18 protein-coding genes are annotated in these 16518 nt (G+C 64.1%); 12 read left to right on the plus strand and 6 right to left on the minus strand.

All coding sequences use genetic code 11. The features are described 5' to 3' along the window. Positions 1 to 11: 11 nt before the first annotated feature. The 6 genes from X739_RS157350 (at position 12) to X739_RS157325 (ending at position 6066) form a co-directional block, all read left to right on the plus strand. Positions 12 to 308, plus strand: a complete 297-nt coding sequence (locus tag X739_RS157350; RefSeq protein WP_023770558.1) for a sarcosine oxidase subunit delta — start codon at positions 12 to 14, stop codon at positions 306 to 308. Beyond that, positions 305 to 3298 carry a sarcosine oxidase subunit alpha gene (locus X739_RS157345; RefSeq protein WP_023793831.1) on the plus strand — a complete coding sequence of 998 codons (2994 nt, stop codon included), beginning with the start codon at positions 305 to 307 and terminating at the stop codon, positions 3296 to 3298. Before X739_RS157350 ends, X739_RS157345 begins: the two co-directional genes overlap by 4 nt. Then, positions 3291 to 3872, plus strand: a complete 582-nt coding sequence (locus X739_RS157340) for a sarcosine oxidase subunit gamma (protein WP_023770556.1) — start codon at positions 3291 to 3293, stop codon at positions 3870 to 3872. The genes X739_RS157345 and X739_RS157340 overlap by 8 nt, the downstream gene beginning before the upstream one ends. A gap of 58 nt (positions 3873 to 3930) precedes the next feature. Continuing rightward, positions 3931 to 4155 carry a hypothetical protein gene (locus X739_RS157335; protein ID WP_023770555.1) on the plus strand — a complete coding sequence of 75 codons (225 nt, stop codon included), beginning with the start codon at positions 3931 to 3933 and terminating at the stop codon, positions 4153 to 4155. Positions 4156 to 4231: 76 nt separating this feature from the next. Then, a complete protein-coding gene (locus X739_RS157330; protein ID WP_023770554.1) occupies positions 4232 to 5017 on the plus strand; it encodes a ThuA domain-containing protein in 786 nt (261 codons plus the stop codon). After that, the gene (locus X739_RS157325) at positions 5017 to 6066 is read left to right on the plus strand and encodes a Gfo/Idh/MocA family oxidoreductase (RefSeq protein WP_023770553.1); all 1050 of its coding nucleotides are present in this window, start codon (positions 5017 to 5019) and stop codon (positions 6064 to 6066) included. Before X739_RS157330 ends, X739_RS157325 begins: the two co-directional genes overlap by 1 nt. Before the next feature lie 50 nt (positions 6067 to 6116). Here the strand turns inward: X739_RS157325 and X739_RS157320 are convergent, their stop codons facing one another. The 6 genes from X739_RS157320 to X739_RS157295 all read right to left on the minus strand — a co-directional run bounded on the left by X739_RS157320 (position 6117) and on the right by X739_RS157295 (position 10500). Further along, complete coding sequence (locus X739_RS157320) at positions 6117 to 6365, minus strand: DUF680 domain-containing protein (protein WP_023770552.1); 249 nt, start codon at positions 6363 to 6365, stop codon at positions 6117 to 6119. Positions 6366 to 6583: 218 nt separating this feature from the next. Further along, entirely contained in the window at positions 6584 to 7228 is a 645-nt protein-coding gene (locus X739_RS157315) for a TetR/AcrR family transcriptional regulator (RefSeq protein ID WP_023770551.1), read from the minus strand. A gap of 119 nt (positions 7229 to 7347) precedes the next feature. Further along, positions 7348 to 8100: an SDR family oxidoreductase gene (locus X739_RS157310; RefSeq protein ID WP_023770550.1), complete on the minus strand. Its 753-nt coding sequence runs from the start codon at positions 8098 to 8100 to the stop codon at positions 7348 to 7350. Between the two features lie 28 nt (positions 8101 to 8128). Next, entirely contained in the window at positions 8129 to 9163 is a 1035-nt protein-coding gene (locus X739_RS157305) for a phosphotransferase (RefSeq protein WP_023793836.1), read from the minus strand. Beyond that, on the minus strand, positions 9160 to 9645 hold the full coding sequence (locus tag X739_RS157300) for a MaoC family dehydratase (protein ID WP_023770549.1): 486 nt from the start codon (positions 9643 to 9645) through the stop codon (positions 9160 to 9162). Before X739_RS157300 ends, X739_RS157305 begins: the two co-directional genes overlap by 4 nt. Before the next feature lie 39 nt (positions 9646 to 9684). Continuing rightward, positions 9685 to 10500 (minus strand): SDR family oxidoreductase, encoded by an 816-nt coding sequence (locus X739_RS157295; protein ID WP_023770548.1) that lies wholly within the window; start codon positions 10498 to 10500, stop codon positions 9685 to 9687. 112 nt (positions 10501 to 10612) lie between these two features. On the opposite strand from X739_RS157295, the gene X739_RS157290 reads away from it, so the two are divergent. From X739_RS157290 to X739_RS157265, 6 genes are all read left to right on the plus strand, one after another. Further along, on the plus strand, positions 10613 to 11854 hold the full coding sequence (locus X739_RS157290; protein ID WP_023770547.1) for an acyl-CoA dehydrogenase family protein: 1242 nt from the start codon (positions 10613 to 10615) through the stop codon (positions 11852 to 11854). A 45-nt stretch (positions 11855 to 11899) separates the two neighbouring features. Next, positions 11900 to 12937, plus strand: coding sequence for a zinc-binding dehydrogenase (locus X739_RS157285; RefSeq protein ID WP_023793839.1), 1038 nt, complete (start codon positions 11900 to 11902; stop codon positions 12935 to 12937). Positions 12938 to 13147: 210 nt separating this feature from the next. Continuing rightward, the gene (locus X739_RS157280; RefSeq protein ID WP_023770545.1) at positions 13148 to 14314 is read left to right on the plus strand and encodes a glycosyltransferase 87 family protein; all 1167 of its coding nucleotides are present in this window, start codon (positions 13148 to 13150) and stop codon (positions 14312 to 14314) included. Beyond that, on the plus strand, positions 14307 to 15293 hold the full coding sequence (locus tag X739_RS157275) for a glycosyltransferase family 2 protein (RefSeq protein ID WP_023770544.1): 987 nt from the start codon (positions 14307 to 14309) through the stop codon (positions 15291 to 15293). The genes X739_RS157280 and X739_RS157275 overlap by 8 nt, the downstream gene beginning before the upstream one ends. Next, on the plus strand, positions 15290 to 16108 hold the full coding sequence (locus tag X739_RS157270; protein WP_023770543.1) for a ChbG/HpnK family deacetylase: 819 nt from the start codon (positions 15290 to 15292) through the stop codon (positions 16106 to 16108). The genes X739_RS157275 and X739_RS157270 overlap by 4 nt, the downstream gene beginning before the upstream one ends. Further along, complete coding sequence (locus tag X739_RS157265; protein WP_023793842.1) at positions 16105 to 16512, plus strand: GtrA family protein; 408 nt, start codon at positions 16105 to 16107, stop codon at positions 16510 to 16512. Before X739_RS157270 ends, X739_RS157265 begins: the two co-directional genes overlap by 4 nt. Positions 16513 to 16518: the final 6 nt, after the last annotated feature.

Here is a 16518-nt window from a genome sequence, read left to right on the forward strand (position 1 = left end):
GAACAAACACGATGCTTCTCATCCGCTGCCCCTATTGCGAGGAAGAGCGCCCGGAACTCGAATTCCGCAACGCCGGCGAGGCGCACATCGCCCGCTCGGCCAATATGGCGGGCGAGAGCGACGACGACTTCGAGAAGTTCTTCTTCATCCGCTCGAACCCCAAGGGCATCATCTATGAGCGCTGGCGCCACATGCATGGCTGCGCGCGCTTCTTCAACGCGGTGCGCGACACCGTCACCGACAAGTTCGTCATGACCTACAAGGCCGGCGAACCGAAACCCTCCAAGCTGCCCGGAGTAGCGAAATGAGCGGCGCGTTGCGCATTCCCGGCGCCGGACGCCTCAGCCAGGCCAAGACCGCGCGGTTCAGCTTCGACGGACGGTCCTATGCCGGTATAGAGGGCGACACGCTGGCCTCGGCGCTGCTCGCCAATGGCGTGCATCTGGTCGGTCGCTCGTTCAAGTACCACCGCCCGCGCGGCATCCTGTCGGCCGGCGCGGAAGAGCCCAACGCGCTGGTGCAGATCGTGCGCGATGACGCGCGCAAGACGCCGAACGTGCGCGCCACCGTGCAGGAACTCTATGACGGGCTCGCCGCCAATTCGCAGAACCGCTGGCCGTCGCTGTCCTTCGATGTCAGCGCCGTCAACGACCTGGCGTCGCCGCTATTTTCGGCCGGCTTCTATTATAAGACCTTCATGTGGCCGAAGGCGGCTTGGAAGAGCCTTTACGAGCCTAAGATCCGCGAAGCCGCCGGCCTCGGCGTTTCGCCGGACCGACCGGATCCCGACCATTATTCCTCGCGTTACGCGCATTGCGACGTGCTGGTGCTGGGCGGCGGCGCGGCCGGCATCGCGGCGGCACTTGCCGCGGCGGAGACCGGCGTGCGCGTCATCCTGGCCGACGAGCAGGCCAAGTTCGGCGGCAGCCTGCGCTTCGAATCTGGTGCGAAGATCGACGGCCAGGACGGCTTTGCCTGGGCACAAGCGGCGATCGCCAGACTGAGCGCGATGGACAATGTCCGGGTGCTGCCGCGCACCACGGCGTTCGGCTATTACGCGCAGAATTTCGTCGGTCTGGTCGAGCGCGTCAGCGATCACCTGAAGGCCCCCGGCCATGATCTGCCGCGCGAACGGCTCTGGCAGGTCCGCGCCAAGCGCGTGGTGCTGGCCTCCGGCGCCATCGAACGCCACATGGTGTTTGCCAACAATGACCGGCCCGGCATCATGCTGGCGGGCGCGGCACGCACCTTCCTCAACCACTATGGTGTCGCGGTCGGCCGGAATGTCGGCGTCTACACCGCCAATGATTCGGCTTACGGCGCCGCGATCGACCTGAAGAAGGCCGGCATCAACGTGGCGGCGATCGTCGATTTGCGTGACAACCCGACCGGCACGGTGATCGATGAGGCCAGGGCCCTCGGCATCGAGATCAATTTCGGCCGTGCCGTGATCCGCGCCGGCGGCAAGCTACGCGTGTCGTCGATGACGGTGCAGCCGAAGAATGGCGGCGGCGAACGCACTATTCCCGTCGATGCGATCCTGATGTCCGCCGGCTGGACGCCGTCGGTGCATCTGTTCTCGCAATCGCGCGGCAAGGTCGCCTTCAACGACGAGACCAAGCGCTTCGTGCCCGGCACCTACGCGCAGGACTGCGTGTCGGTCGGCGCCTGCAACGGCAGCGACGGCCTGACGGCGACCGTGGACGAGGCCTATGCGGCGGGCGCCAAGGCGGCGAAAGAAACAGGCGGCAAGGTGTCCAAGGGCACCAAGCCGAAGGTCGAAGCCTCGGAAAGCTGGTCGCGCGGCATGCTGGGTGCTGGCCCTGGCGCCGGGCCGGACACGACGGTGAAAGCCTTCGTCGATTTCCAGAACGACGTGACCGCCAAGGACATCCGCCAGGCGGTGCATGAAGGCATGCGCTCGATCGAGCATGTCAAGCGCTTCACCACCAACGGCATGGCGACCGACCAGGGCAAGACCTCTAACATGCACGGACTGGCGATTGCCGCCGAAACGCTGGGCAAGCCGATCCCGGAAGTCGGCCTGACCACGTTCCGCGCGCCCTACACGCCTGTCACCTTCGGCGCGATCGTCAGCCACGCGCGTGGACCGCTGTTCGACCCGACACGCAGAACCGCGATCCATCCCTGGGCCGAGGCGCAAGGCGCGGTGTTCGAGGACGTCGGCCAGTGGAAGCGCGCCTGGTACTTCCCCAAGGCAGGCGAGGACATGCATGCGGCGGTCGACCGCGAATGCGTCGCCGTCCGCAACCAGGCCGGCCTGTTCGATGCCTCGACGCTGGGCAAGATCGAAGTGGTCGGCCCCGACGCGGCGAAGTTCATGGAACTGCTCTACACCAATCCGTGGGAGAAGCTGGAGCCCGGTCGCTGCCGCTATGGCATCATGCTGCGCGAGGACGGCTTCATCTATGACGACGGCGTCGTCGGCAGGCTGGCGCCGGACCGCTTCCATGTGACGACGACGACAGGCGGCGCGCCGCGCGTCATGAACCACATGGAAGATTATCTCCAGACCGAGTTCCCGCACCTTAATGTCTGGCTGACCTCGATCACCGAGCAGTGGGCGGTCATTGCCGTTCAGGGGCCGAAGTCGCGCGACATCATCGCGCCGCTGGTCGAAGGCATCGATATGTCCGACGAGGCGCTGCCGCACATGTCGGTGCGCGAGGGCAAGATCCGCGGCGTGCCGACGAGGCTGTTCCGCATGTCGTTCACCGGCGAGCGCGGTTTCGAAGTCAATGTGCCGGCCGACCATGGCCAGGCGGTCTGGGAAGCGTTGTGGGCCGAGGGCCAGAAGCATGGCGCTACGGCCTACGGCACCGAGGCGATGCACGTGCTTCGCGCCGAGAAGGGCTACATCATCGTAGGCCAGGATACCGACGGTACGGTGACGCCAAACGACGCCGGTCTCGACTGGGCGGTTGGCAAGAAGAAGGCCGATTTCGTCGGCATTCGCGGCCTGACGCGGCCTGATCTCGTCGCCAAGGGCCGCAAACAACTGGTCGGCCTGAAGACCAAGGACCCAAAGGTGGTGCTGGAAGAGGGCGCGCAGATCGTCGAGGATCCCAAGCAGGCGGTCCCGATGAAGATGATCGGCCATGTCACCTCGAGCTATTGGTCGCAAAATTGCGGCCGTTCCATCGCGCTGGGGCTTGTCGCCGGCGGGCGTGACCGGATGGGCGACACGCTCTATGTGCCGATGCCGGACGGGATCATCGAAGTGGAGGTTACCGGCATGGTGTTCTTCGACGAGACGGGAGGTCGCCTCAATGGCTAAGGCTGCCCCAAAGACGGCCACGACGGCTTCACCCTCGGCAGAGCGGCGTCCGGCATTGGCCGGGCGCACAGTCTCCGCAACGGGTGTCAAGGTCGAGGTGCTGCCGCCGGCCGAGCGTATCTCGCTGCGCGCGCCGGAGGCTTCAGTCGGTGCTCTGTCGAAGGCGCTCGGTGTGACCTTGCCGAAGAAGCCGAAAACCTCGGCGTCCAAAGCGGGGCGTACGGCGCTGTGGCTTGGCCCGGATGAATGGCTGGTCATCGACGAAGCCGGCAAGGATCCGCTCGCCGATTGCGCAGGAGTTTCCGCCTTGCATTCGTCGGTCGGTATCTCGCATCGCAACATCGCGATTTCAGTCTCCGGTCCGGCGGCGGAAGCCGCGATCAATTCGGGCTGCCCGCAGGACCTGTCGCTCGACGCCTTCCCGGTGGGCGCCGCTTCGCGCACCATTCTCGGCAAGGCCGAGATCGTGCTGCTGCGCACGGCCGACGAGGCCTTCCGGGTCGAGTGCTGGCGTTCCTTCTCCGATTATGTCTTTACTTTCCTGTCCGAGGGAGCCCGCGACGCCGCCGGCTGACCCAGGAACGTTTGCCGCCCGCGTCCGTTGAGCGGCGACAGTCGAGGGAGAGATGCCGATGCCGTCGAAGTCCGCGCCGAAATCGCCGAAAACCGCGGCGGTCCGTTCGCTCGAACACGAGCGGCATCACGAGACCGACGCCGAGGAGGAACTTGAGGAAGGCCTCGAGGACACGTTCCCGGCCAGCGATCCTGTATCGATTACCAGTTCCGCCATTCCGGGTGCACCGGCGAAACCCGGCAAGGCCAAGATCGTCCCCGGCCGCAAGGCCCGCAAGCCCTGATTTCAGAATTTTTGGTTGAAGGCCTCTTCCCAAGACGTCCGTGGACGCGATATTCAAAGCGCTTTGGAGAGGAACAATGCCTGTTAGAGCCGTTGTCTGGGGTGAAAACGTCCATGAACAGACCAATGCCGCCGTACGCGACCTCTATCCGCTGGGTATGCATGGCACCATTGCCGCCGCACTCAATCAGGACAAGGGTGTCAAAGCGACCACCGCCACCTTGCAGGAACCCGAGCATGGCCTGAGCGAGACGCGCCTGGCCGCCACCGACGTGCTTTTATGGTGGGGCCATGCCGCCCATGGCGAGGTCAAGGACGAGATCGTCGAGCGCGTGCAGAAGCGGGTCTGGGAAGGGATGGGGTTGATCGTGCTCCATTCAGGCCACTACTCGAAGATCTTCAAGCGGCTGATGGGCACGCCCTGTTCGCTGAAATGGCGCGAGGCGGGCGAGCGCGAGCGTGTCTGGGCGATTAACCGCGGCCACCCGATCGCGCAAGGCATCGGCGAATGCCTGGAGATCGGCGAGACGGAAATGTATGGTGAGCCGTTCGCCGTGCCGGAGCCGCTGGAGACGGTATTTATCTCCTGGTACGAAGGGGGCGAGGTGTTCCGATCGGGGCTGACCTATCAGCGCGGGGCGGGAAAAATCTTCTACTTCTCGCCGGGCCATGAGACCTATCCGATCTATCACAATAAAGGCGTTCAGCAGGTGCTGCGCAACGCTGTGCATTGGGCGCAGAACCCGGCCCCGGCCTGGTCCGGCATCACCAATGCGCCAAACGTGCCGACGGACAAGGCCAACGAGAAGATCGTGCAGAAAGGCCTGCGTCTGCATGCGGACGGTGATAAGGGGCTGAGCTGATGCACCGCCTGCTTTTGCTCGGCACCGGTTGGATCGCGGCGCATCATATCGAGGAGTTCGGTCAGGTCCCGGGCTGCGCCATCGTCGCTTGCGTCGACCACCTGCCGGGCCGCGCGGCGGCGTTCGCAGCCGCCAACAAAATAGGCACTTTCTTTCAAAGCCTCGATGCGGCGATCGCTTGGGGCGAGTTCGATGCCGCCATCAACGCCACGCCTGACCAGGTTCACAAGGCGACGACGCTGGCCCTGCTGGCCGCCGGGAAACATGTGTTCTGCGAAAAGCCGCTGGCGCCGAACCACGCCGATGCGCTTGCGATGAGCGATGCCGCCGAGGCGGCTGGGCTCGTCAACATGGTGAACCTGACCTATCGCAACACTCCGGTGATCCAGGAGGCGCGGCGCATGGTGGAGGCCGGCGAGATCGGCGAGTTGCGCCATGTAGAGGCGAGCTACCGGCAAAGCTGGCTGGTCAGCAAGTTTTGGGGCGATTGGCGGGTCGACGACAAATGGCTGTGGCGTCTGTCGGGCCGGCACGGTTCGACAGGTGTTTTGGGCGATGTCGGCATCCATATCCTCGACTTCGCGACCTATGGGGCGGCCGAGGATATCGTCAGCCTGCGTGCCGATCTGGTGACGTTTCCGAAGGCGGAGGGCGACCGCATCGGCGACTATGTGCTCGACGTTAATGACAGCTTGGCGATAACGGCGCGGCTCAGGTCAGGCGCGCTGGCCACGATCATGGCCAGCCGCTACACGACAGGCCACGGCAATGATTTGTCGCTGGCCCTGCACGGTACCAAGGGCGCGATCAAGGTCGAGACCGACGGCAAGGTGTCGAAACTGTCCGCTTGCCTGGGTGACGACGTCGATCAGCACCGTTGGCGGACGCTGACGCCCCCTGCCGTCAAGCACAACGCCCGGCGCTTTGTCGATGCGCTGGACACGGGACAGAACGGCGATCCGTCGTTCCGGCGGGCCGCCGACATGCAAAAGCTGATCGACGCGGCGTTCGAAAGTTCAGCGACCAAGCTGCCGGTCCCGATCGGCTGAAATCACCATCCGGCCGGCTCAGCCGGCCAGAACCGACTTGCCGAAGAAAATCAGAACGTGCTCGGCACGATCCACGGATTGATGCTGATGCCAAGCCGCGGGCCCTTGCCTTCAGCGGTGTTTTCGGTGGCGCCCTTTTTCTCGACCGAGCCGGTCGAGGCGCAATCGAGCTTCACATTGGTCTTGGTGTCGACGCAAGTCGCGGCGGGCACATGCTTGACAGGGTGGGTGGTGCTGGCGGCAACGGCCGAGCCCGAAAAGGCCAGAACGGCGGCGAGGGTGAGGAGGGTCTTTTTCACTGTCAGGTCTCCGTTTCGACGGCTGAATTCTGTCGTACGTGTACGATATGCCGTACAAATACGACCGCCGATCGCGAAGTTCAAGTCGCAATCGTACGCGTACGATAACTTTTTGCTAACCAAGAATTTACCCCCGGTCTGGCTGGGCCCCGGTCTGGCTGGGCCCCGGTCTGGCTGGGCAAGGTTGCGAGAAAATATAGAAACGAAGGAGATGTCGTTCAGCCGTTGACCGGTGCCTCGGTCAGTGGCGGCACGTTCTGCGTGCTAAGTGCGGCCATTTGGAAATCGCACATCCGCTTCACGAAGGCATACGGGTCACCGAAGGGATAGAAAGGGAAGGTGATCAGCAGCGAGATCGTGCCGTGGCCCACCGCCCACAGCATGGTGGCGATGGCACGCGGGTCGCCCTGCAGTTTGCCGGCGGCGACACAGGCTTCGACCCGGGTGATCAGCGCCTTCATCGCCGGGTTGGCCTCGTGCATCTCTTGAAAACTCCGGCCTTCCGGGGCCCTAGTCTTCTCGGTCATGAAGACAGTGCGATATTCATTGGGGTTGCCGAGCCCGAAAGCGGCATATTCGGTCATCACCGCCCGCAAGGCTTCGATCGGATCATCTGACGAGTGCTCCTCGATGCGGCGTGCCAGCGTCTCGAACGCATCTTCGGCCAGTGCAAAAAGGATATCCTGCTTGTCGGCGAAATAGGAATAGACCGACATCGGCGCGTAGCCGACCCGCTTGGCCAGTTTGCGGATGGTCAGCCCATCATAGCCTTCTTCCTGGACGAGCTTGTGTGCGGCCTCGACCAGCTCGGAGCGCAGTTCGGCCTTTTGTTTTTCGCGGCGTTTCTGGACGCTCGGCGGCAAGTCTGATGCCTTTCGGTGCTGTCTGGGTCGGTGGTGCGCGGCTAAATTATATACGCTGTACGGAAACGGACAAGAGCACGGGAAGTTCCCACGCGGCACGGGAGTCAGGATCGTGGGGGTCAGATCGCGCCGACAGCGCCATCGATGGCCAACGCATGGCCGGTCATGAAGGAATTGGCCGGGTCGGAGGCAAACAAGATGGCCATGGTGTTTTCGTCGACTTCCGCCACGCGCTTCATCGGTATGCCACGGGTCAGCTCGGCCAATGCCTCCGTCCCCGGCGCCCCGGAGACGCGCACGAAACTGTCTACCATCCCCGTTCTGGTGTGGGCGGGGCAGATGGCATCGATGCGCAGACCCTTGCTTGCACATTCGACCGCCGCCGAGCGGGTCAGGCGGACCACGCCATGCTCGGCGGCTGCATAGACCGAAAGCTTCGGCGCACCCGAAAGGCCGGCGGCCGAGGCAATGTTGACGATGGCGCCGCCCTTGCCGGTGGCCTTGAACTGCCGCTCCATTTGCGGGATCTGGTGCTTCATGGCGGAGAAGACGCCGAGCAGGTCGACCTCGAGCACCCGGCGGGCTTCGTCCGATGGAACCTGCGGCAGGCGCACGAAACTCTGAATGACACCGGCAATGTTGACGGCGACGTCCAGGCGGCCAAGTTTTTCCACCGCCAGCGCCACCAGTGCTTCCGACAGCGCTTCGTCGGCACTGCTGCCGGCCAGAATCGCCGTCTCGGTATCGAGCGTCTCGGCGAAACTCATCAGGGCCGTTTCATCCAGGTCCGAGAGAACCAGCCGGGCGCCTTCTGCGGCAAAGCCCTTGGCGGCGCCGCGGCCGAGGCCGCCGGTCGCGCCCGTGATCAGCACGGTGGCCCCATCAAAAGCGGCCCATTGCTTAGTCCTCCTTGTCGATCAGCTCGGCGGCAAGGTGCGACAGCAGCTTCACCGCCTCGCCATAGGTCCTGGCTTTTTCCGGATTGGAAGCATTGCCGTCCAGCGCCCGCTTGTAGACACCCTGGCAGATTGCAGCCAGGCGGAAGAAGGAGAAGGCGAGGAAGAACGTCCAGTTGCCGATGCCGGCGAGACCGCGCCGCCGGCAATAGGCAGCGAGATAGTCTTCTTCCAAGGGCAGGCCGAATGCCGAGCGATCGATGCCGCCAAGGCCGCGAAAGCCGGAGGCATGCGGCAGGCGCCATTGCATGCATTGATAGGCGATGTCGGCGAAGGGGTGGCCCGAGGTCGACAATTCCCAGTCGAGCACCGCCAGTACCCTCGGCTGGTCCGGCGCAAAGATCAGATTGTCCAGCCGATAGTCGCCATGCACGAGCGATATCAGGCCGTCATCGACCGGCAGGCGGGTTTCCAGCCAGGCGATCAGCCGGTCCATGTCGGCAATGGTACCGGTTTCGGAGGCACGGTACTGGCTTGTCCAGCGCGCCAGCTGCCGCTCGAAGTAATTGCCGGGGCGGCCGAAGTCGCCAAGACCTATGCCCTCGACATCGACATCGTGCAGGGCGGCGAGCGTGGCGTTCATGGCGTCGTAGATCGCGGCGCGTTCCTCGTTGCCGTGTGCCTCCGGCAGTGCCGGATCCCAGAAGATGCGGCCGTCGAGGAAATCCATGACGTAGAACATGCGGCCGATGGGCGAATCCTCCGTCGACAGGTGCAGCATTTCGGGCACTGGTACGGCGGTGCCGGAAAGCGCCTTCATCACACGGAATTCGCGGTCTACCTGGTGAGCCGATTTCAGGAGTTGGCCTGGCGGCTTGGCGCGCAGCACGTAACGGCCGCTTGCCGCCGTCAGGAGATAGGTCGGGTTGGATTGGCCGGATTTGAATTTTTCGATGGCCGCGAGTCGGGAAAAACCCGGGATATGCGCGTCGAGGTAAGGCGCGAGCGTCGCCCGGTCGAGCGCGTTGGCGTCGCTCATGCTGTCTCGGGCTGGCGTTCAAGCAAGGTCAGCGTCAGCCAACGGGCGGTGAGCGCCGGTTTTTTGGAGCCTTCGATCTCGATGGTCACGTCGTGCGCCGTCTGCACCCAGCCCGACGGCCTGACCTTGACGTCGGCCAGCACGAAACGGGTCCGGATGCGCGCGCCGGTCTTCACCGGGGCGAGGAAGCGCAACGAATCGAAACCGTGATTGACGCCCATCTTGCCGTTTTCCAGCGGCGGCATGGTCTCGAACGTCATCGCCGACAACAGCGACAGCGACAGGAAGCCATGCGCGATGGTGCCGCCGAACGGCGTTTCGCGCTTGGCCCGCTCCGGATCGCAGTGGATGAACTGGTGGTCGTCGGTGGCGTCGGCGAACTGGTCGATCATGCGTTGCGTGACCACCCGCCAGGGCGAAACGCCGACCTCCTTGCCGACACTGGCCAGAAGCACATCGAGACTGATTGGTTCCACGCTCATGTCCTCCAGTTCACCTCCGGCTTCTGCGGCCGGAAAATGTCATTCCTTGAACAAGGTCAACCCATGCTGCACCGACTGCCCGCCGTCGATCGGAAGGATGGCGCCGGTGACATAGCTGCCTGCACGGCTGCACAAATAGAGCGTTGCGCCGGCAATGTCATCCGCTGTGCCGATACGGCCGATCGGGACATGGCCGCCGACATGCCTGGCCTGTTCGTCCGTGCCGGTGGCGAAAGCGGTCATGCGGCTCTGGAAGGGACCGGGGGCAAAGGCGTTGACGGTGATGCGGCGGCCGGCGAATTCGAGCGCCAGCGTGCGTGTCAGGTGATGAACGGCCGCCTTGGAGGCGGTGTAGGAATAGGCGTCGTCGGCCAGCGGCTGCGTTCCCATCACCGATCCCAGATTGATCACGCGGGCAGGATCTTCGTCGCTGGCGGCGGCGTCGAGCAGCGGCAGCAATTCGCGCGTCAGATGGAAGACCGCGGTGACATTGACGCCGAACACGTTGGCCCATGCCGAATAAGGGAAGCTCTCCAGCGGCGCGCCCCAGGACACGCCGGCATTGTTGATGAGGATATCGAGTTTGCCGGTGCGCGCCTTGACCTCGCCGACCAAGGCGGCGATGCCGGCTTCGCTGGAGACGTCGCCGGCAAAGCCTTCCGCTTGGCCCGGAGCGCCAAGCCCGTTCAATTCACTGGCCACCTTGATGCAGTCGTCGCCCTTGCGCGAGGCGATCATCACGCTGGCGCCGGCCCTCACCAATGCGGTGGCCGCCATGCGGCCGATGCCGGTCGCCGCTCCCGTCACCAGCGCGGTCTTGCCGGTCACCGAAAACAGCTCGTCCAGATAGCTCATCACAATCCTCCGCACGGCCCGCGGGCAAACAGTTCGCGTTGACAAGGCTATCCGAAGTACGGTCATCCTTGCCACTGACAAATGCCCGGCCTGCATGAAGGGTTAGCGACCGATGACGGAGATGAATCTCGGCATGACCGAGCGGTTGAAGCCGATCCACGCCCGCGTCACGGCCATGGTGCGCGACGAGATCATGCCGCTCGACAAGGAATTCCTGAGCGAGGTCGGCAAGGCCGGCGACCGTTGGGCCTACAGCGAGCGCCAGAAGGAGATCCTTAAGGGGCTGAAGAAGACCGCACGGGAGCGCGGCCTGTGGAACTTCTGGCTGACCGGCTCGGAACGCGGCTACGGCCTGTCCACCGTCGAATACGCCTATTTGGCCGAGGAGATGGGCAAGGCGCATCTGGGCGCCGAAACCTTCAACTGTTCGGCACCCGACACCGGCAATATGGAGGTTCTGGAACGCTACGGCTCGGCAGAGCACAAGCGGGAATGGCTCGAGCCGCTGCTGGACGGAAAGATCCGCTCGGCCTATCTCATGACGGAGCCGGATGTCGCCTCTTCCGACGCCACCAACATTTCCATGCGCTGCGAGCGGCAGGGCGGCGACTATGTGCTCAACGGCGAGAAATGGTGGGCGTCGGGTGCCGGTGACCCGCGCTGCGCCATTTACATCGTCATGGTGCGGACCGCCGGCGATGAAGAGCCACAGCACCGCCGCCATTCGATGATCCTGGTCCCCTCGGGCGCGAAGGGCGTGACCAAGGTCCGGGCAATGCAGGTCTACGGCGACGATGACGCGCCGCATGGCCACATGCATCTTCGCTTCGACAATGTGCGGATATCGACGTCGAACCTGATCCTCGGTGAGGGCAGGGGCTTCGAAATCGCGCAAGGCCGGCTCGGCCCCGGCCGCATCCATCACTGCATGCGCGCCATCGGCCAGGCCGAGATGGCGCTGGAGATGCTGTGCCAGCGTTCCGTGCGCCGCGAGGCCTTCGGCCAGAAGCTGGCGAAACTCGGCGCCAATTTCGATATCATCGCCGAATGCCGCATGGAGATCGAGATGGCCCGGCTGCTCTGCCTCAAGGCGGCATGGATGATCGATCAGGGCGACGCGCGGGCCGCGGCTCCCTGGATCAGCCAGATCAAGGTTATCGCGCCGCGCGTGGCGCTCAAGGTCACCGACGAGGCGGTGCAGATGTTCGGCGCGCAAGGCATCAGCCAGGATACGCCTCTCGCCCGCTCGTGGACGCATCTCAGAACGCTCCGCCTCGCCGATGGGCCGGATGCAGTGCATCGGCGGCAGGTGGCGCGCATGGAGCTGAAGAAATACACGCAGGAAAAGGTCTGAGCGCTGCCCGGCCGCGTCGCCGCCGACAAACAAGGAATACCGTCAATGACGATCCCCTCCGAAATGAAGGCGCTGCTCTTGGTCGGTGACGGCTATACAAGGACGCCGAGCGGCAGTGCGCTCGAGGCGATGGAGCCGTATCTCGAGCCGGGCAGCATCGCCGTGCCTGCGCCCGGACCGGGCCAAGTGCTGATCAAGGTCAGCCTCGCTTCGATCAATCCATCGGATGTCGCCTTCATCAAGGGCCAGTACGGCCAGCCGCGCGCCAAGGGCCGGCCGGCCGGCTTCGAGGGTGTCGGCACGGTCGTCGCGGGCGGTGAGGAGCCCCATCCCAAGAGCCTTGTCGGCAAGCGCGTCGCTTTCGCCACCGGTCTGAGCAATTGGGGTTCGTGGGCTGAATATGCCGTCGCCGAGGCGGCGGCCTGCATTCCGCTTCTCGATACGGTTCGAGACGAGGATGGCGCCGCGATGATCGTCAATCCGCTGACCGCGATCGCCATGTTCGACATCGTCAAACAGGAAGGCGAAAAGGCCTTCGTCATGACCGCTGGTGCCAGCCAGCTCTGCAAGCTGATCATCGGGCTGGCGAGGGAGGAAGGGTTTCGGCCTCTTGTCACGGTGCGCCGCGACGAACAGATCGCGATGCTGAAAGAGCTTGGCGCGGCGCACGTCCTCAATGAGAAGGCGCCGGAATTCGAGGCCACGCTGCGCGAGGTGATGAAGGCCGAACAGCCGCGCATCTTCCTCGATGCGGTCACCGGGCCGCTGGCGTCAGCCATCTTCAACGCGATGCCGAAACGGGCGCGCTGGATCATCTATGGCCGGCTCGATCCCGAGGCAACGATCATCCGCGAGCCCGGCCAGCTGATCTTCCAGCACAAGCACATCGAAGGCTTCTGGCTGAGCGAGTGGATGCGGCAATTTAGGGATCGGCGAGGTCCGGCGGTCCTCGAGGCACAGAAGCGTTTTTCCGACGGACGCTGGTCGACCGACGTGACGGCGGTCATTCCGCTGGCCGAGGCAATGGCGCGAACGCCGGCGGAACTGGCCAAGCCCAACGGCAAAGTGTTCATCCGGCCCTGATGCCGCCTTATGCGGAGCCGGAAGGGCCTAGTCGCAGGATTTCTGGACGCTTTTCCCAGTTCGGTCGGCCATCCCTGGCGGTCCCGAAATTCATCGCCGCGTCTTTCGGCCCCTATGCCTCGTCGCTTTGTCCGTGATATGTCGCCGCCATCGAATGCCGGGACGGCGCCGGGCTGAGGCGTCTTCCCCGATGGCGTGCGGGGTGAATTGATGACGATTTCCAAGCCGGTTTTCGATCGTTTGGGGCTGGCCATGTGGATCGGGGCATTCCTGATCGTTCTCGGCCTGGTGCTATGGTCGCCCGGCACGCGCACGGTGACGCAGGCCTACGGATACGGCAGCGAAGCATTCCTGAGCGGGCGGCCGCTGTACAATCTTCAATCCGAGATGGGGTACCTGTATGCGCCAGCCTTCGCCGCGTTTTACCTGCCAGTGCTGAAGCTCGGACCGTATCTGGGCGGCGTGGTGTGGCATGCGCTGGGCTTCGCGGCGCTCACCTTCGCGGCGATGCGGCAAGTGCGCAAAATCGGCGGTGAGGAATTGCCATGGCTGCTTTCCTTCGGCCTCTTCCTTGCCCTGCCGATGGCGCTGGGTGCGATCCGCAACGGCCAGGCAACGATCCTTCTGACCGCGGCCTGCTGGCTTCTGACCCTATCGGCGTTCGAAGGGCGGCGCGCCGAAACCTTCTTCTGGGCTTCGGTCGCCATCATTGCCAAACCTACCGCGATCATCATGCTTTTGCTGGTGTCGGCGCTGCGTCTGCGGCTGATACCCGTGCTGGTGCTGGCAGTGCTGTTGGTACTGGCCATACCGTACGCGTTCGCGCCTGCCGGCTACCTGAACGAACAGTACGGCGATTTCGCCCGCATGTTGACCTCCATGGCCGTTGACAAGTCCGGCCACTTTGTGCCTACCGACTTCACGGCGCCCTTCACCTCGGCCGGGCTGCCGATGCCTGAATTCGCCGCCACGGTCGTGCGCATCGTCGTGGCACTGCTTACGCTGTCGATCGTCCTCTGGTTCGACCGCAAGCTCCAGCCTGGAATTGCCGGACTGGCGATCTTCCTGGCGGCTGCCTTCTACATGTGCGTTTTCAATCCGCGTGTCGAGCCAAATACCTATGCCATGATCGCCGTGCCCGCCGGCCTCGCTATCGCCACACTGTGGCGGGAGGAGCGTGGCGGCGTCCTGGCCTCGGTGCTGTCGACGGTATTGTTCCTCACAGGTTTGACCAGCGTCGAGCGCCACATGCATGATTTCTTCTACCCTTGGTTCCGGCCGATCGCGGTCAGCTTCATCGCCTGTTCCCTGATCTGGTGGTTCTGGGCCAAGGGGCGCGCAAAGATCGTGAGTGTCGGACCCGTTGCACATGGCTGATCCGCGTCAAAAACTCGACATCGTGGCGCCCTTCTTCAACGAGGCGCAATCGGCGCCGGCCTTTGCCGCGCTGCTCGACAGGCTCGAGGAAGCGGTATCAAGCCGTTTTGGTATGGCCGTCCACAAGATCCTGGTCGACGACGGCAGCCTCGACGATGGTGCCAGGCGATTTTCACAGGCCCTGTCGGGATCGTGGGAGATCGTTCGCCTCAGCCGCAATTTCGGCAAGGAGGTGGCGGTGCTCGCCGGCCTCGACCGGTCGCGGGGCGACATGGTGCTGATCATGGATTCCGATCTGCAGCATTCCATGGATATCAGCTTGAAGATGATCGCCGAGCTGGTGGAAAGCCAAGACATCGACGTCGTGTACGCGCAGAACGACCGCCGCGAGGCGAGCTGGCGGCGCAGCCAGCTGGCGCGGATTTTCTACAGCCTGATCAACAGCAGCCAGCGTTTCGATATTCCGGAGAATGCCGGTGATTTTCGCGTCATGCGCGGTCCCGTGGTGCGTGCGCTGACCAGCCTGCGCGACAAACGGCGCTTCAACAAGGGTCTGTTCGCCTGGGCCGGTTTCCGTCAGAAAGCCATACCCTATTCGCCGGAAAACCGCGCCATCGGCACGTCGAAATGGAGTCGGCTCAACCTGATCGCCTTTTCACTGGAAGGGTTTACATCGTTTTCCGTCATCCCGCTGCGCATCATCAGCTTGAGCGGGATGCTTGCGGCGCTGGCGGGCGTCGTTTACGGCGCCAAAGTGTTCTTCGAGGTGATGTTCTACGGAGTTGCCGTGCCTGGTTACCCCAGCCTGATGGTCGCCGTCGTGCTGCTCGGCGGCCTCAACCTCACCTTGCTCGGCCTGATCGGCGAATATGTCTGGGTCACGCTGTCGGAGAGCAAGGACCGGCCGGTCTATCTGGTGCGCGATGTGGTGCTCAGCGAGACCGCCCCCGACAATGCGCCGGGCGCGTCCAGCGGATGACGCGGCGCATTCGCCTGATCGCCGACGACTACGGGCTGGCACCAGGGGTTTGCGCAGGCATTCTCGACCTGCTCAACCGCGGGCGCCTGACCGGCACCAGCTGCATGACCGGTTTTCCGGAATGGGCCGAGGCGGCGGCGCGCATAAAGCCGCTGCGTGGCCGCGCGGCGATCGGGCTGCACCTGACCCTTACGGACCAGCCAGCGGTCACAGGCAAATCGAGCCTGGCGCCCGAGAGCCGGTTGCCGCCGCTTCGTTCGCTGGCCCTGTCGATCCTGCGCGGGCGGATCGATGAGCGCGACGTCCATGCCGAACTCGACGCGCAATATAGCCGTTTCGTCGAGGCGCTGGGCCGCAAGCCCGACTTCATCGACGGTCATCAGCACGTGCATTTCCTGCTTGTCGCGCGCGGCTGGCTGCGGACACGTTTTCCCGACGCTGCCGGCAGGCCGGTGCTGCGCGGCGCTCCAGCGCTGAGCGATGCCGTCGCCGCGCCGAAAATCGCGGCAATCGCTGCCGTGGCCGCCGGCTTCGACCAATCGATGCAGCGCGCCGGCTTTGCCGTTTTGAAGCCGCTCGCCGGCATCTATGACTGGCGGCAACCCGAAAAGTTCGCCCCCTTGCTGGAGGCTGCCGTCGAAGCGCTGTCGGACCGAGGGCTGTTCATGTGCCACCCCGGCCATGTCGACCAAACGCTGTGCGCGCGTGACCCGATGCAAGGCGTGCGCGAAGTGGAATTCGGCGTTCTGGCTTCGGATGCGTTCGGCGCGAACATGGCCCGAGCCGGTATCGAGATCATGGACGGCAGGGAATGAGCGGCGTTCAGCCCCGGCGTTCGACGGGCAGCAAGATCGTCCGTTTTGCGCTAGTCGGACTGGCAAACACGGCCATCGACCTTGCCGGTTTTTTCCTGCTTCTCAAGCTGCACGCCCCGCCGCTGTCCGCCAATGTCATCTCGTGGTCGATTGCCGTCGTCTTCTCTTTCGTGGCGAATGGCTTCTGGTCGTTCGAACGCAATCACGCCATTCGGCTGCATGATGCCTTCCTGCGCTTCGTCTCGGCTGGGGCGTTGATTTCGCTCGGCGTGTCCAGCCTGTCGATCGCACTCTTCGCCGGCATCGGCGGTGTGTGGCCGGCAAAGATCGGCGGGGTCATCGTGGCGGCCGTGCTGAACTTCCTTGCCGCGCGTTGGTCGATCGAGGGTCGGCTGCTGAAATAGGTATCT

The organism is Mesorhizobium sp. LNHC209A00, assembly GCF_000502915.1.
GTDB lineage: Bacteria > Pseudomonadota > Alphaproteobacteria > Rhizobiales > Rhizobiaceae > Mesorhizobium.

Coding starts and splice junctions, on each gene's coding strand:
- X739_RS157350 (WP_023770558.1), top strand. CDS start 12: ATGCTTCTCATCCGCTGCCCCTATTGCGAGGAAGAGCGCCCGGAACTC.
- X739_RS157345 (WP_023793831.1), top strand. CDS start 305: ATGAGCGGCGCGTTGCGCATTCCCGGCGCCGGACGCCTCAGCCAGGCC.
- X739_RS157340 (WP_023770556.1), top strand. CDS start 3,291: ATGGCTAAGGCTGCCCCAAAGACGGCCACGACGGCTTCACCCTCGGCA.
- X739_RS157335 (WP_023770555.1), top strand. CDS start 3,931: ATGCCGTCGAAGTCCGCGCCGAAATCGCCGAAAACCGCGGCGGTCCGT.
- X739_RS157330 (WP_023770554.1), top strand. CDS start 4,232: ATGCCTGTTAGAGCCGTTGTCTGGGGTGAAAACGTCCATGAACAGACC.
- X739_RS157325 (WP_023770553.1), top strand. CDS start 5,017: ATGCACCGCCTGCTTTTGCTCGGCACCGGTTGGATCGCGGCGCATCAT.
- X739_RS157305 (WP_023793836.1), bottom strand. CDS start 9,163: ATGAGCGACGCCAACGCGCTCGACCGGGCGACGCTCGCGCCTTACCTC.
- X739_RS157300 (WP_023770549.1), bottom strand. CDS start 9,645: ATGAGCGTGGAACCAATCAGTCTCGATGTGCTTCTGGCCAGTGTCGGC.
- X739_RS157295 (WP_023770548.1), bottom strand. CDS start 10,500: ATGAGCTATCTGGACGAGCTGTTTTCGGTGACCGGCAAGACCGCGCTG.
- X739_RS157290 (WP_023770547.1), top strand. CDS start 10,613: ATGACGGAGATGAATCTCGGCATGACCGAGCGGTTGAAGCCGATCCAC.
- X739_RS157285 (WP_023793839.1), top strand. CDS start 11,900: ATGACGATCCCCTCCGAAATGAAGGCGCTGCTCTTGGTCGGTGACGGC.
- X739_RS157280 (WP_023770545.1), top strand. CDS start 13,148: ATGACGATTTCCAAGCCGGTTTTCGATCGTTTGGGGCTGGCCATGTGG.
- X739_RS157275 (WP_023770544.1), top strand. CDS start 14,307: ATGGCTGATCCGCGTCAAAAACTCGACATCGTGGCGCCCTTCTTCAAC.
- X739_RS157270 (WP_023770543.1), top strand. CDS start 15,290: ATGACGCGGCGCATTCGCCTGATCGCCGACGACTACGGGCTGGCACCA.
- X739_RS157265 (WP_023793842.1), top strand. CDS start 16,105: ATGAGCGGCGTTCAGCCCCGGCGTTCGACGGGCAGCAAGATCGTCCGT.